Origin of the sequence: Halorubrum salsamenti (genome assembly GCF_007671685.1) — an archaeon.
GTDB classification, from domain to species: Archaea; Halobacteriota; Halobacteria; order Halobacteriales; family Haloferacaceae; genus Halorubrum; species Halorubrum salsamenti.
The window spans coordinates 756140-770092 of the sequence record NZ_VCNL01000001.1; the positions used below are offsets into that span (position 1 = coordinate 756140).

The 13953-nt window shown below is 70.5% G+C and carries 16 protein-coding genes; 14 read left to right on the plus strand and 2 right to left on the minus strand.

Annotation, left to right across the window (positions count from 1 at the left end; genetic code table 11):
• Positions 1 to 46 precede the first annotated feature (46 nt).
• The 11 genes from FGL94_RS03700 to FGL94_RS03750 all read left to right on the plus strand — a co-directional run bounded on the left by FGL94_RS03700 (position 47) and on the right by FGL94_RS03750 (position 8664).
• Complete coding sequence (locus FGL94_RS03700) at positions 47 to 877, plus strand: hypothetical protein (RefSeq protein WP_144921043.1); 831 nt, start codon at positions 47 to 49, stop codon at positions 875 to 877.
• Positions 877 to 2412 carry a nitrous oxide reductase family maturation protein NosD gene (gene nosD, locus FGL94_RS03705; protein ID WP_144921045.1) on the plus strand — a complete coding sequence of 512 codons (1536 nt, stop codon included), beginning with the start codon at positions 877 to 879 and terminating at the stop codon, positions 2410 to 2412. The genes FGL94_RS03700 and nosD overlap by 1 nt, the downstream gene beginning before the upstream one ends.
• Positions 2413 to 2414: 2 nt before the next feature.
• On the plus strand, positions 2415 to 3152 hold the full coding sequence (locus FGL94_RS03710; protein ID WP_144921047.1) for an ABC transporter ATP-binding protein: 738 nt from the start codon (positions 2415 to 2417) through the stop codon (positions 3150 to 3152).
• Complete coding sequence (locus FGL94_RS03715) at positions 3145 to 4161, plus strand: ABC transporter permease (RefSeq protein WP_144921049.1); 1017 nt, start codon at positions 3145 to 3147, stop codon at positions 4159 to 4161. The genes FGL94_RS03710 and FGL94_RS03715 overlap by 8 nt, the downstream gene beginning before the upstream one ends.
• 316 nt (positions 4162 to 4477) lie before the next feature.
• On the plus strand, positions 4478 to 5194 hold the full coding sequence (locus FGL94_RS03720; RefSeq protein WP_144921050.1) for a ZIP family metal transporter: 717 nt from the start codon (positions 4478 to 4480) through the stop codon (positions 5192 to 5194).
• Positions 5195 to 5315: 121 nt separating this feature from the next.
• Positions 5316 to 5645, plus strand: a complete 330-nt coding sequence (locus tag FGL94_RS03725; RefSeq protein WP_144921052.1) for a DUF2249 domain-containing protein — start codon at positions 5316 to 5318, stop codon at positions 5643 to 5645.
• Positions 5642 to 5788 carry a DUF2249 domain-containing protein gene (locus FGL94_RS03730; protein WP_144921054.1) on the plus strand — a complete coding sequence of 49 codons (147 nt, stop codon included), beginning with the start codon at positions 5642 to 5644 and terminating at the stop codon, positions 5786 to 5788. Before FGL94_RS03725 ends, FGL94_RS03730 begins: the two co-directional genes overlap by 4 nt.
• A 123-nt stretch (positions 5789 to 5911) precedes the next feature.
• Positions 5912 to 6460, plus strand: coding sequence for a halocyanin domain-containing protein (locus FGL94_RS03735; protein WP_144921056.1), 549 nt, complete (start codon positions 5912 to 5914; stop codon positions 6458 to 6460).
• A gap of 84 nt (positions 6461 to 6544) precedes the next feature.
• On the plus strand, positions 6545 to 7342 hold the full coding sequence (locus tag FGL94_RS03740; protein ID WP_144921059.1) for a helix-turn-helix domain-containing protein: 798 nt from the start codon (positions 6545 to 6547) through the stop codon (positions 7340 to 7342).
• Positions 7339 to 7650 carry a CGCGG family putative rSAM-modified RiPP protein gene (locus tag FGL94_RS03745; RefSeq protein ID WP_144921060.1) on the plus strand — a complete coding sequence of 104 codons (312 nt, stop codon included), beginning with the start codon at positions 7339 to 7341 and terminating at the stop codon, positions 7648 to 7650. The genes FGL94_RS03740 and FGL94_RS03745 overlap by 4 nt, the downstream gene beginning before the upstream one ends.
• Positions 7651 to 7752: 102 nt before the next feature.
• Positions 7753 to 8664 (plus strand): transcriptional regulator TbsP domain-containing protein, encoded by a 912-nt coding sequence (locus tag FGL94_RS03750; RefSeq protein WP_144921062.1) that lies wholly within the window; start codon positions 7753 to 7755, stop codon positions 8662 to 8664.
• Between the two features lie 16 nt (positions 8665 to 8680).
• On the opposite strand, the gene FGL94_RS03755 is transcribed toward FGL94_RS03750, so the two are convergent.
• Positions 8681 to 10201, minus strand: coding sequence for an aldehyde dehydrogenase family protein (locus tag FGL94_RS03755; RefSeq protein ID WP_144921064.1), 1521 nt, complete (start codon positions 10199 to 10201; stop codon positions 8681 to 8683).
• An 88-nt stretch (positions 10202 to 10289) separates the two neighbouring features.
• On the opposite strand from FGL94_RS03755, the gene FGL94_RS03760 reads away from it, so the two are divergent.
• A complete protein-coding gene (locus tag FGL94_RS03760) occupies positions 10290 to 11027 on the plus strand; it encodes a helix-turn-helix domain-containing protein (RefSeq protein ID WP_144921066.1) in 738 nt (245 codons plus the stop codon).
• 148 nt (positions 11028 to 11175) lie between these two features.
• On the opposite strand, the gene FGL94_RS03765 is transcribed toward FGL94_RS03760, so the two are convergent.
• On the minus strand, positions 11176 to 11577 hold the full coding sequence (locus tag FGL94_RS03765) for a thioredoxin (protein WP_144921068.1): 402 nt from the start codon (positions 11575 to 11577) through the stop codon (positions 11176 to 11178).
• Positions 11578 to 11728: 151 nt separating this feature from the next.
• On the opposite strand from FGL94_RS03765, the gene FGL94_RS03770 reads away from it, so the two are divergent.
• On the plus strand, positions 11729 to 12646 hold the full coding sequence (locus FGL94_RS03770; protein ID WP_144921070.1) for a PLP-dependent cysteine synthase family protein: 918 nt from the start codon (positions 11729 to 11731) through the stop codon (positions 12644 to 12646).
• A 93-nt stretch (positions 12647 to 12739) separates the two neighbouring features.
• Positions 12740 to 13912 (plus strand): MFS transporter, encoded by a 1173-nt coding sequence (locus FGL94_RS03775; protein WP_144921072.1) that lies wholly within the window; start codon positions 12740 to 12742, stop codon positions 13910 to 13912.
• Positions 13913 to 13953 lie beyond the last annotated feature (41 nt).

Genomic DNA, 13953 nt, shown 5'->3' on the forward strand with positions numbered 1-13953 from the left:
GTCGACCCATCCGACCGATCCACCCCCTCTACCCCATCCCCACACCATGACAGCCTCACTCGACCGACTGACGGAACTCAGGCGGGCGCTTCCGATAACGGCGGCGGCGATGTTCGTCGTCGCCCTGCTGGTGCCCGTCTGGAAGATCGCCTTCGAGGCGCCCCAGTACCCGGACGGGCTGCTCGTCGAGCTGTACGCGTACCCGCGACTCGGCGGCGACTACGCCGAGGTGCAGGCGCTGAATCACTACGTCGGGTTCTACTACCCGGACCCGGTGTTCGTCGACCCGAACTACGCGGTCCACCCGAACGCGATCGCCGCGCCGGAGTGGATCCTCGGGCCGGTCGTGTTCCTCGCGGTGGCCGCCGCGGGCGTGTTCGTCGCGCTCGCGCCGACCGACCGGAAGCTCCGTCTGGGGCTGCTCGGCCAGCTGATCGGGGCGACGGTGGCGTTCGTGGGGACCTTCGTGATCGTGCAGTACCGGCTGTACCAGGCCGGTCACGCGCTCGGAGAGGACGCGCCGGTCGTCGGGGTCGAGGAGTTCACCCCGCCGCTTCTCGGCGGCTACGAGATCGCCAACATCAGCGGGGTGGCGTGGTTCGGTCCCGGCGGCTACCTCGCCGGGGGCGGCTTCCTCCTCTTGGTCGTCGCGTTCCTGCTCCGCGGTTCGCGGGTCACGATCGGCGAGGCCCTCGGACTGGTCCGCGCCCGGCTCTCGGAGGGTCGGGGCGGCGGTAGCGACGGGGACGGCGACCCCGAGGACCTCGGACCGGCCGCCGAATCTCCCGGGCCGGAAACGGCCGGGCCGATCTCCGGCGAATCGCCGACGGACGAACCGACTCGGACCACAGACGAGTCGACCACGGAGGTGAACTGATGTCCCGGCTCCCGTCGATCGGCGGGCTGGTCTCGGCGCGCGCCGCCTTCGTCGCCGCCGCCGTCGTGCTCGCGGTCGTCCTCGGCGGCGTCGTCGCGGCGGCCGGCGCGGGGGTCGCCGGGAGCGACGCGGCGGACGCCGGAAACGACAGCGAGCCGGTCGTCGACCCGCCGACGTACGACCCGGACCGACCGACCGACGCGGGGACCGCGACGGTCCTGCGCGACGGGAGCGACGCTGAGGAGTCGGCCGACGGCGAGGCCGACGACGCCGGTCCCGAGACCTACGACGACCTGTCCGCCGCGGTCGACGCCGCGGGCCCGGGCGACGCGATCGAACTCTCTGGCGTCTTCGAGCCCGCGGAGACGGTCGTCGTCGACGAGCCCGGCGTGACGATCCGAGCGGAGTCGACCCACGGCGCCCTGATCGACGGGGGCGGCGAGGACACGACGATCGACGTGCGCGCGCCGAACGCGACGGTCGAGGGCGTCTGGATCGACGACACCGGCGAGGACCTCGAATCGCAGGACGCCGCGGTGTACGTCGCCGAGAACGCCACGGGGACGACCCTCGCGGATCTGTACCTCACCGACGCCGCGTTCGGGGTCTGGGTCAACGGCGCCGACCGGGTGACGATCGCGGACTCGCGGATCGAGGGGACTGAGGCCCCGCGGTTCGCGAACCGCGGCAACGGGATCAACCTCTGGGAGACGAACGGCACCGAGGTCCGGAACACCGATATCACCGACGTGCGCGACGGGATCTACTACTCGTGGGCCTCGAACGTCGAGGCGACCGGGAACACGATGTGGGACCTGCGGTACGGCGTCCACTACATGTACTCCGACACCAACCGCCTCGCGGACAACGTCGCCTTCGAGAACGACGTGGGGTACGCGCTGATGGTCAGCGAGGACATCGAGTTGGTCAACAACACCGCGGTCGCGAACCGCGGCAAGAGCGGTCACGGGATCCTGCTCAAGGAGATCGACCGCTCCGTGATCCGCGACAACGACCTCGTCGCCAACGGCAACGGCGTCTTCCTCTACAACGCCCAGCACAACGAACTGCGCGGGAACCTCCTGTACGCGAACGGCGTTGGAGTCCACCACTCCGCGGGCACGGAGGGGACCGCGGTCGCCGGCAACAGCTTCGTGACCAACGACGAGCAGGTGCTGACGACGACCCGCGACCTCGTGGCGTGGAACGGCACCGACCGCGGGAACTACTGGTCGGACGCCCGCGTCGCCGACACCGACGACGACGGGATCAGCGACGCGCGACACCGGCCCGCCGGCGCGGCCGAGCGGCTGGTCCAGGAGCACCCGGCCGCGGCCGTGTTCGCCGACAGCCCCGCGTTCGACGCGATCCGGTTGGTCGAGAGCCGGTTCCCCGCCGTGGAGAGCGCCGGGATCATCGACCACCGACCGCTCGCGAGCCCCACTCACGACATCGAGCCGTATCGCCCGTACGCCGCGGCCGTCGACGCGGCCGCGGAGTACGACGACGAGCCCGGAGACGACCACCACCAGTAACCATGCGCATCGAAATCACCGACGTTCACAGGCGATACGGCGACGTGCCGGCGCTCGACGGGGTCGACTTCACGGTCGAGTCCGGCGACGCGTACGGCCTCGTGGGAACCAACGGCGCCGGCAAGTCCACCCTGTTCGGACTGATCGCCGGCCACGACCGCCCCGACGAGGGATCGATCACGGTCGGCGACCGCGACGTGCGGGAGCTGGGGTGGCGTATCCGTGAGTCGATCGGCGTCCTCCCCGAGGACCCCGGCTTCCCGCCGGGCGAGACGGGCCGCGAGACGCTGGAGTTCCACGCCGACGTGCGCGGGATCGGCGCGAGCCCCGAGGACGCCGCCGAGCGGATCGCCGGTGCCGCGGCGACGGTCGGGCTCGCCGACGCGATCGACCGCCCCATCGACGGCTACTCGAAGGGGATGCGTCGACGGCTCGGGCTCGCGGCCGCGTTGCTCGCGAACCCGTCCGTGCTCCTGCTCGACGAGCCGACCGCCGGGCTCGACCCGAACGGGGTCGCCGCGCTCCGGGACGTGCTGACTCGCGTCCGCGAGGAGACCGACGTGACGCTCCTGATGGCGACCCACGCGCTCCGGGAGGCCGAGCGCGTCTGCGACCGCGTCGGCGTCCTCGACGACGGCCGGCTGGTCGCCGAGGGGACGCCCGACGAGCTGGGCGCGGACTACGAGGACGGGCTCGAGGGCGCGTTCGTCTCGCTCACCGGGGGTGGTCGCGATGCCTGAGAAGGGTGCCGCCGGGGCCGGCGAGTGCGACGGCGACGCGGCGCAGACCGAGCCCACCACGGACGGCGGGTTCGCCCTCGACGGAGCGCCCGCGGCGAGCGGAGCGGGCCGGGCGACGACCGACGAGTCCGCGACGACCGACGCGAACGCGCCCGGTGAGACCGAAACCGCCAACGCGACCGACGCCGACACCGTCTCCATCCCGCTCCCGCGGCCCGGGACCGTCGCGCGGATCGCGCGGCGGGAGACGCGGCTGACGACCCGCCGCGGGTGGACGGTCGGCCTGACGGTCGTCTTCGCGGCGTTCGGGCTCCTGCTGGCGACGTTCAGCGGCTCCGGGGTCGCGCCGACCGGCTACGAGCCGGTGGTCGCGAGCTACGTCGAGCTGGCGACGTTCCTCGTCCCGCTGGCGGCGCTGGCGTTCGGTCACGGCGCGGTCGTCGGCGCGGCCGAGCGCGGGCGCCTCGGCGTCGTCCTGACGCTGCCGGTCTCGCGCGCCGAGACGGCGATCGGGGTGTTCGCCGGGCGCGCGGCCGTCCTCGGCTCCGCGATCGTGCTCGGCTTCGGCGCCCCCGGCCTGCTACTGCTCCGCGAGTACGGGCTCGCCGGCTGGCCGACGTTCGCGTGGTTCCTGTTCGCGACCGTCGCCGTCGCCGTCGCGCTGCTCGGGATCGGGGTGGCGATCTCCGCGCTCGCGCCCACCTCGACGATGGCGCTCGCGGGCGCGCTGCTCGTGTGGGCGTGGGTCGCGCTGGTCCACGACCTGCTCGCGATGGGGGTGCTCGCCGCGCTCGACGGCGCGAGCGGGTTCGTCTCGGTCGCGGTCGCGGCCAACCCGGTCTCGACCTACCGGCTCCTCGCGCTCGCGCCGACCGACGCGGGCGGCGCCGGGCTCGCGGCCGCGCTTGAAGGGGGGCTGTCAGTCGGCGTGCTGGTCGGCATCCTGCTCGGGTGGGTCGCGCTCGGCGTCGTCGTCGCCGCCGTCGCGATGCGCGCGAAGCGGATCTAGAACGGGCTGTGCACGTCGCTTTGTAGCGTGGTTGTTTATAAGTCGAACTGGGGTGTGGCTGGCGGTGATTTATAAGTGGTCGACGATTCCGAGGTGGTGCTTCCAAAGACCCGGACAACCGAACCGGCGGCTCCGCCGCCGGCGACGCCACCGCACCGTTCTTTATAACTGATCGTCGCAGCCGTTCACGGCTATTCAAATACCGCATCACTGCCGACAGACCGCGACACTCGCTCCCGTCATCGATCGGCGCTGTACCTGCGTCGCCACGCCGGCCTATCAACACTCTTGTTGCTTCGGTTAGGATTCGACTCGTATGGTACTGGTGCAGGCGCTGTCGTACACGGCGCTCGCGGTCGTGGCCGGCTTAGTCGGCGGCGTGATCGCCGTCTACCGCCCTCCGAACCCACAGATGGAGAGCAATATCCAACACTTCGCGGCCGGGGTGGTTACCGCCGCGGTCACCGCCGAGCTACTGCCGGACGTACACGGACGAGCCCCGCAGATAGTCGTCCTCGGGTTCGCCATCGGGGTCGCGACGATGCTGGGGATCCACCGACTGAGCAAGACCATCGATAAGCGCAATATCGGCGGACAGTACGCGAGTGCTGCCGGGCTCCTCATCGTCGTCGGTATCGATATGACTATCGACGGGGTCCTGATCGGGGTCTCCTTCCTCGATAACCCCGATACCGGCGTCATCATCGCCGTGGCACTGGCGATCGAGGTGCTCTTTCTCGGGGTCGCCGGCGTCGTCGCGCTCCCGCAGGATATGGGCATGGCTCGGAAACTCGCGGTCCCGGCGATGTTCGGGCTGCTACTCGCGTCAGGGGTGAGCGTCAGTGTACTGGCACTGGGAGGCGTGACCGGCGCTCCGATCGCGGTTATTCTCGCCTTCGGTTCCGCTGCACTGTTGTATCTCGTCACCGAGGAACTGCTTGTGAAGGCCGGAAAGGTCCCCGAAACGCCGGTGTCGACGACGCTGTTTTTCGTCGGGTTCCTCTCGATCTTCCTGATAGATATGCTCCACTGAGGAAGAGAGCGAGCCGAGGCGGACGCCTCGCGTGTGAGCGGGCCCGTCCCGGTCGCCACCGTGGTCGCGTGCGAACACGTTCGGAACAAACTACGCGGGGGTGGGGACCCGATCGACGCGTATGGAACTGGAAACGGCCGCGCTCGAACGGACGGACGCGCCGGCGGACCGGCCCGTCGAGACGCTCGACGTCCGGGATCTCGGCCCGCCGGAGCCGCTCCGACAGACGCTCGAACTGCTCGCCGACCTCCCCAACGAGGCCGTGCTGGTCCAGCGCAACGACCGCGCGCCGCAGTTCCTCTACCCGAAGCTCGACGACCGCGGCTACGCCCACGAGACGGTCGAGACCGACGACGCGGTCGTCACGGCGATCTGGGTGGCTGACGGCGACGCGGACGTGACCGGCGGAACCGGCGACGCAGACGCGACCGACGAGGAAGGCGAGCGGTGAGCTCCCTCGGCCCGAACGAGTCCCCTCTCCTCGTCAGCGGTTTCGAGCCGGCGCCCCTCTACGACGTGCTGGCCGACCGGGAGTTCGGCCACGAGACCGAGCGCGTCGACGACGAGTGGCGCGTCACGATCGGACGGAAGTGAGCGCGACGCGGCGAGGCCCCGCGCCCGCCCTTTTATACTCCGGACCGAACAGTTCGGTGGGCGCCCCGACGCTCCGGGAATACCCGCCGAATGTATTCCCCCTACTACCCTACGTCGAGTCGCATGACCCGACGCACACTCGACCGGCGGACGTTCGTTCAGACGACTGCTGCGGTCGGCGCCACCGTTGCGCTGGCCGGATGTAGCGGCGGCGACGGCGGCGATGGGAGTAGCGACGGCTCCGACGGAAGCGACGGCTCCGACGGTTCGGATGGGTCGGACGGCTCCGACGGAAGCGACGGCGGCAGCGGCGGGGGAGAGACCCTCTCCGAGGAGCCGAACTACGACGGGTTCTTCGACAACGTGAGCAACTACGACGGCACCGTCGACATGCGGGACGCCGACGAGGTGACCGTCGACGTCGGCGCCAACGACGGACTCACGTTCGGCCCGGCCGCGGTGGCGATCTCGTCCGGCACGACCGTCGTCTGGGAGTGGACCGGGCAGGGCGGCGACCACAACGTCTCGGCCTCCGACGGGGCGTTCGAGAGCGACACCGTCGGCGAGGAGGGCCACACCTTCGAGCACACCTTCGAGGAGGCCGGCACCTACACCTACGTCTGCACGCCGCACGAGGCGGTCGGCATGAAGGGCGCGATCTACGTTGAGTAGCGTCTCGAACCGCGAAGCCGATCGATTCGAACCCGTACTGACCGCACGCCGATGACGACCCCCGACCCCACTCACTGATCACCCATGCCACAGGCACGCTTGCTGGTCGATTTACCCGACGGACCGTGGATAGCCGACGTGTCGCGCGACTTCCCGGACGCCGGGTTCCGCGTACTCACCGCGGTGCCGGACGAGAGCGCCGGCTTCGCGCTTATCAGGCTGACGGCCCGCGACGTCGACCCCGTGCTCGCGGAGATGAGAGATCACGAGGCGCTCTCGAAGGTGTCGGTGATGGCTCGGGGCGACGGGGTCGCGACCGTCCGGATCGAGACGACCGCCCCGCTGCTTCTGGCCGCCGCGAAGCGCTCGGGGCTCCCGATCGAGATGCCGCTCGACATCGAGAACGGCGTAGCGGAGGTCGACGTCACCGGCGAGCACGAGCGCGTCGCGGCCCTCGGCAAGCGGTTCGACGAGATGGGGCTCGACTACGAGGTCGAGCGCGTCCGCCAGCGCGTCGACCCGGTGCGGCTGTTGACGGACCGCCAACAGGAGCTCCTGCTCGCGGCCGTGGAGTTGGGGTACTACGAGGTGCCGCGTCAGTCCACGCTGACCGAGGTCGCCGACCACGTCGGGATCGCGAAGTCGACGTGCAGCGAGACGCTCCAGCGGGTCGAGCGGACCGTGGTGCGCGAGTTCGTCGACGACCTCCCGAATCGACCGCTCGACGACGACGCGAACGCCCCCGAGACGACCGATGAGACCGACGCGGACGCCGAGACTGAACCGACCGATGAGACCGACGCGGACGCCGACAGCGGCGCGGACCTCGACGCCGATACCGACGCGGAACCGGCGCCGAACCCCCAGACATACCACTCATGAGCGACACAGACGCCCACGCCCACGACGAGACCGCCGAACCGATCACCGACGAGGTACACGACAACTCCTGGTCGGCGAACCTCGAGAAGCCGAAGTACGCGGACGACGCTGACCTGGCGGTCCGCGACGCGCTGGCCGCCATCGACCACACGACGGCGGGCAACCACGTCAACCTAGTCACGCACGGGGACCTCGGGCATCCCGATGAGTTCCTCTACGACGCGATCGAGCGGGAGTACGACCTCGACCCCGAGTACGTCGAGCAGTGCGGCTGCGGCGGCCACGTCACCCGCGTACAGGTGGCCTGACCGGCGAGTAGCGGCTGACCGGCGACCCCCAGACGGAGACGCCTCGGGATATTCACCCGTCTGCCACCACGCTTATTTTGACTGGGACGGTGACTCCGAGCAGTGACGTCTCCCCGCTCCCCGACCCTCCCGCTCGCGGACGGGACGATCTCGATCGGGTCGTTCGCGGATCCGATCGCCGTCGACCCCGATCCGTCACTTCTGGCGGCCCTCGTCTCGGCCTACCGAGACGCCGCTCCCGCGGCGGTCGATCCGGACCTCGACGCGTTGCGTTCGGCCGCACAGGCCGCGCAGACGGCCGATGACCCGCTCTCGCCGGCCACCGACCTCCCGACGCTTACGGTGCTGGCGAGTGGTCGGGCGGTCGACGCGCTCACCGATCGGTTTCACCCGGCCAGCCGGCTCGCGGCGCTCGCGGAAGCGGGCGTCTGGGACCTTCGGACGCTCGCCGAGCCGCAGCCGAACGCCGTCCTCGCGGGGCGGTCCGACGGCTGCGTGCTCGTCGCGGCGGCGGGCGAGCGCGACGGTGACACGGAGCGGTGGTGCCGGATCGGCGCCGACGCGACGCTCCGCGACCGCTACGACGCTCTCGTCGCGGACGCGGGGACGGTTCGGCTCCGCACCCCGAGCCGTCACCGGCTGTACGGGGCGCTCCGGGACCGGTGCGGGAGCGACGTCGCGGACGAGGCCGTGCGGCTGATCGACGAGGACGCGGCGGGCTCCGATCCCCCGGACCGCGGCGAGGCGCGCCTCCGGGCGTACGCCGCCGGCGCGCGTCGCGGCGCGCTCGACCGCGACCTGCGGCGCGCCTGCGAGGACGCCGGGCTCGGGAGCGCGGCGACGTTCACTCGGATAAAACGGGACCTCTCCGAGGCCGACCTCCTTGGGACGGAGTCGGTCTCGCAACCGGTGGGGCGCCCCCGAGAGCGGCTCGTCGCCGACGGCGCGCTGGCGGACGCCCCGTCGCCGGCGGCGGCGCTCGCGGCCCTGAAATCGCTTCGGAACGGGGACTAAGCTCCGACGGCGACGTCTAGTCGTCCTTCGTCTTGATGTCCGCGGAGAGCCCCTGCGCCATCTCGATCTTCTTCGAGTTGTTGAGGGTCCACGCGGTGCGGTCGGTGACCGCCTCGATGGCCTCACGGGCCGAGGGGTAGCCGTTCCCGGACTTCTTCACGCCGCCGAAGGGGAGCTGGACCTCCGCGCCGATACAGGGGAGGTTGCCGTACGCCAGCCCGAGCTCGGCGCGGTCGCGGTAGTAGTTGATCTGCCGGTAGTCCTCGGAGACGATCGCCCCGGCGAGCCCGTAGTCGGTTTCGTTCTGGAGCTCGACCGCGCGCTCGATGTCGCCGTCGTACTCCAAGAGCGCGACGTGCGGCCCGAACACCTCCTCGTGGGTACACCGGAGGTCGGCGTCGGGGTCGGCCTCGTAGACGAACGGGCCGATCCAGTGGCCGTCCTCGTGGCCGTCGGGTATCTCGTCGGCGTCGAGCTCGGTCCGATCGACGAGCACGTTCACGCCCTCCTTGCGGGCGAGGTCGTTGTACTCGGACACCTTCTCGAAGTGTTCGGCCTCGATGAGCGGTCCCATGAACGTGTCTTCGTTTAACGGATCTCCGACGGCGACGGATTCTGCGACCTCGACGAACCGCTCTTTGAACTCGTCGTACACGTCCGTGTGGACGATCAGGCGCTCGGAGGAGACGCAGCGCTGGCCCGTCGTCTTAAACGAGGACATCACCGCGGAGTGGACCGCGATGTCGAGGTCCGCCGCCTCGGTGACGACGATCGCGTTCTTGCCCCCCATCTCGCACGCGACACGCTTGCCGGCGACGCCGCCGAGCTTGTCCTGAATGTGATGGCCGACCTCGGCGGAGCCGGTGAAGACGACGGTATCGACGTCCTCGTGCTCGACGATCGCGTTGCCGGCGTCGCCGAACCCCTGTACCATGTTGAACACGCCGTCGGGGATCCCGGCGTCGTCGAACATCTCCGCGATGATCTGCGCGCACCACGGGGTCTGCTCGGCGGGCTTGAACACGACGGTGTTGCCCTCGACCAGCGCGATGGCCATGTGCCAGTACGGGATCGCGACCGGGAAGTTCCACGGAGTGATACAGCCGGTGACGCCGCGGGGTTTCCGGCGCATGTACGCGTCCTTCGCCGGAATCTCCGAGGGGACGATGTCGCCCTTCGGGTGGCGCGCGTCGCCCGCGGCCCACTCGACCATGTGCGCGGCCTCGACTACGTCCGCCTTCCCCTCCGAGATCTCCTTGCCGCACTCCTTCGTGACTACCCGTCCGAGCTCGTCCGTCCGCTCGCGCAGCTCGTGGTACACGTCCCAGAGGTACTCCGCGCGCTGGATCCGGGAGAGCTCGCGCCACTCCTCGAACGCCTCGTCGGCGGCGTCGACCGCGGCCTCGACGTCCTCCGGCGTCCCGCGCTCGAACGTCCCGAGCGTCTCTCCGGTCGCCGGGTTCTCGCTCTCGAAGGTCTCCGAGCCCGCGCCCGAGATCCACTCGCCGTCGATGTAGTGTTGATACGGGTCCGACATGGGCGTTCGTTTCCGCCGCCACGTCCAAATATCCCACCCGACCATGGTCGGCAGAGTCTTTGTGATGCGATGCCACAGGGAGGGTATCATGGCTATCACCGACCCGAACGGGGCGGAGGAGTGGTCCGGAACTCGGCTCACGCTCGACCTGTGGCACCCGAACTGCTGGGCGATCGAGGCGACGAGCCGGACCGACGGCGGCGTCCTCGCCCACGCGATCTACAACACCCCGAAGGCGGACGGCGACGCGCCGAATTCGGTGAACGGGCTGTTCACCGCCTTCGCGGACACGAACGAGGAGGTCGAGGAGCTGCTCGACGCGATCCGCGCGTCCGACCACGCGGGAGACCTCCTGGAACTGCAAGAGCGGTTCGGACGCGCCCGAGACGCGCCGGGGAACGTCGTGCGCGAGTTCTTTTTGGAGTACGACCCCGCGGACATGGTGTGCCCGACGCTTCTGGAACACGGGTTCGTGCACAGCGCTCCGGTCCGGATCGAGGACGGCCGCGAGGAGTGGCAGGTGTGCTTCGTCGGCGAGCGGACGGAGATCCGGGAGTCGCTCGACGCGGTGCAGGCGGACTCCGGCGCGGAAGTGACCGTGCAGTCGATGTCATCCTCGGGGCGACCGGGGCGGTCTCCCCGCGAGCAGCGCCTCGACACGCTCACCACGACCCAGCGAGAGGTGTACGAACACGCCCGCGAGGCGGGGTACTACGAGTGGCCCCGAGAGGCGTCGACGCGAGAGCTCGCCGCCGACCTCGACGTGTCGAAGACGACGCTGCTCGAACACCTCCGGAAGGCGGAGTCGAAGCTGCTGGACCCGTGAACGTCGGTCTCCGATCGCCGATCCCCGAGCGCCGACCCTATTGAATCCGCTCTTCGTTCAGTTCTGTAGGCGGATCGTCGGTTCTGACGGAGGTTACACCCGCGTCGTTAGAGAGCCCCGTCGGGCTTCGAGATCGTCTCGGGCCGTCTCAAGCCCGAACGTCCACGTCAGCGAGCCGCCGCGCGAGGTACTCGGCGATCGAAACGTCCTCCTCCTCGACGAACCGCGCGACCTCCTCGCCGTCGGCGGTCTCGACGACGACCGTCGGGATCAGTTCGATCCCGTACTCGTCGACGCCCTCGCCCTCCTTGCCGTTCGGACCCTTCGTCACCGGGAAGTCCTCGATCCGGTCGTCGGGGACGCCGGCCGCGGCGAGCGCCGCGCCGAACGCCGGAAGCTGTCGCTGACAGTCGCCGCACCAGTCGCCGCCCCAGACCTTGAACCGGTAGTCGCGGGCTCCGAGCGCGTCGAGTACGGCGGGATCGAACTCGTCGGCGTCGGGGGAGGCCGGGGCGTCACCGAAGTCGGGATCGAGCGTTTCGAGCGTCATACCCGGCTGTACGCCGGCGACGCTTGTAAACGCCGCGTCGGTGGCAACGACTCGGAGGGGTCCGCCTGCTCCGACTTGCCGGACGCGACTTGCCGGACGCAACTTGCCGCAGTCCGCGGGGCATTTGAGTGGCGCCCTCCTCCGATCGCTCATGGACGACGACGCGTTGGACACGCTCGGTTCGCCGCTCGTGCGAGTCGGCTCGCCGCCCGGGACGACGGTGGCGGCGAAGGTCGAGTCGCGCAACCCAGGCGGCTCCGCGAAGGACCGCCCGGCGCTGTACATGGTCGAGGCCGCAGAGGAGTCCGGCGACCTGACGCCCGGCGACGGGATCGTCGAGCCCACCTCCGGCAACACGGGAATCGGGCTGGCGGTGGTCGGCGCGGTGAAGGGGTACGAGGTGACGCTCGTGATGCCGGACGGCAAGTCGATCGAGCGCCGTCGGCTCATGCGCGCGTACGGCGCCGACGTGGAGCTCGTCGACGGCGACATCTCCGACGCCAAAGAGCGCGCCGACGCGCTCGAACGCGAGGAGGGGATGGTCCAGCTCCGCCAGTTCGAGAACCCCGCGAACCCGCGGGCGCACTACGAGACCACCGGGCCGGAGATCCTCGATCAGGTGGATGACCGCACCGTCGACGCCCTCGTCGCGGGCGTCGGCACCGGCGGCACCCTCACGGGGATCGGGCGTCGCCTCCGGGAGGCGTTCCCCGACGTGCGGATCGACGCGGTCGAGCCGAGCGACAACGCCGTCCTCTCCGGCGGCGAGCCCGGAACCGACGAGTTCCAGGGGATGGGACCGGGGTTCGTCGCGCCGAACCTCGACACGGACCTGCTCGACGGGGTGCACACGGTCGACATCGAGGACGCCGAGGCCGAGTGCCGCCGGCTCGCGCGCGAGGAGGGGATGCTCGTCGGGCAGTCCTCCGGGGCCTCCAACCTCGCGGCCAAAGACGTCGCCGCCGAACTCCGAGAATCGGGCGCGTTCGCCGGCGAGGAGCCCCTCGTCGTCACCGTCTTCTGGGACAGCGGCGAGCGATACCTCACCGCCGGCACCTTCGACGAGTGAGCGCGGGTGCAACGACGGCGGACCGGTGCGGTTCCGCCCGGAACCGAAAGCGTTGACCCCGAACCGGACCGACGAGTCGCCAGTGACGGTCGGATGAGCTGGCAGTACCGCCACACGGTGCTGTCGCTGTGTATGCTCGCGTTCCTGGTGACGTACTTCGCCAGGTTGGCGATCAGCCCCGTCGTCCCGCTGATCGTCGACGATTTCGGGGTGTCGAACACCGCCATCGGGGTCGCGCTCTCCGGGATGTGGCTGGCGTACGGCGCCGCCCAGTTCCCGAGCGGCGTGCTCGCGGACCGGTACGGCGAGCGGCGCGTCATCCTCGTCGCCGTCGGCGGCACCGCGGCGATGAGCGTCGTCCTCGCGGTCGCGCCCGTCTTCCCCGCGTTCGTACTCGCGGCGGTGTGCCTGGGGCTCGTCGCCGGGCTCCACTACGCCGTGGCGACGACGCTGCTCTCCCGGACCTTCGACGACATCGGGACCGCGTTCGGGCTTCACTCGGTCGGCGGGCCGCTCGCCGGGCTCGTGGCGCCCGTCGCCGCCGCGTGGGTCGGCGTCCGGCTCGGCTGGCGACCCGCGGTCGCGCTGGCCGCGCTGGTCGGCGCGCCGGTGTTCCTGCTGTTCGCGTGGCGCGTCCGCCCGACAGCGCCCCGGCGCCCCGACCAGCCGATGCGGGAGCGGTTCGCGCTCGCTCCGCTCGTCGAGCTCCTCTCGCGGCCGAGCGTCCTCCTCCCGCTGTTCGTCGCGATGATCGGCACATACGTGGTCCAGGGCGTGATGTCCTTCCTCCCCACCTTTCTCGTCGAGTTCCGCGGGTACTCGCCGTCGGCCGCCGCCGGGGTGTTCTCGGCGTTCTTCGTCGTCCGCGCCGTCGCGCAGGTGGGGCTCGGGCGACTGTCGGACAGCGTGGGCCGCGACGCCGCCATCGGCGCGGCGATGCTCGCGGGAGCGATCGGTACCGCCGCCTTCGTCCTCGGCCCGGGGATCGCCGGCGTCGCGGTCGCGGTGCTGTTGGCCGGCTCCGGCGCGAGCTTCTTCTCGGCGATCGACCCGCGGTTCATGGACGCGCTCGACGACGCGGAGCGCGGCGCCGGGTTCGGGCTCGTCCGGACGGTGTACACCGTGATCGGCTCAGCGGGCTCCGTCGGCGTGGGACTCGCCGCCGACCTGTTCGGCTGGGGCGTCTCCTTCTCGATCCTGGCGGCCCTGTTCGGGGTCACGTTCGCCGTGCTCGTCGCGAACCGGGCGCTCGGGACGGGGTACTGACGCGGGGGCGGCCGGACGCGTCCCGACGCGAGGCGGCTGAC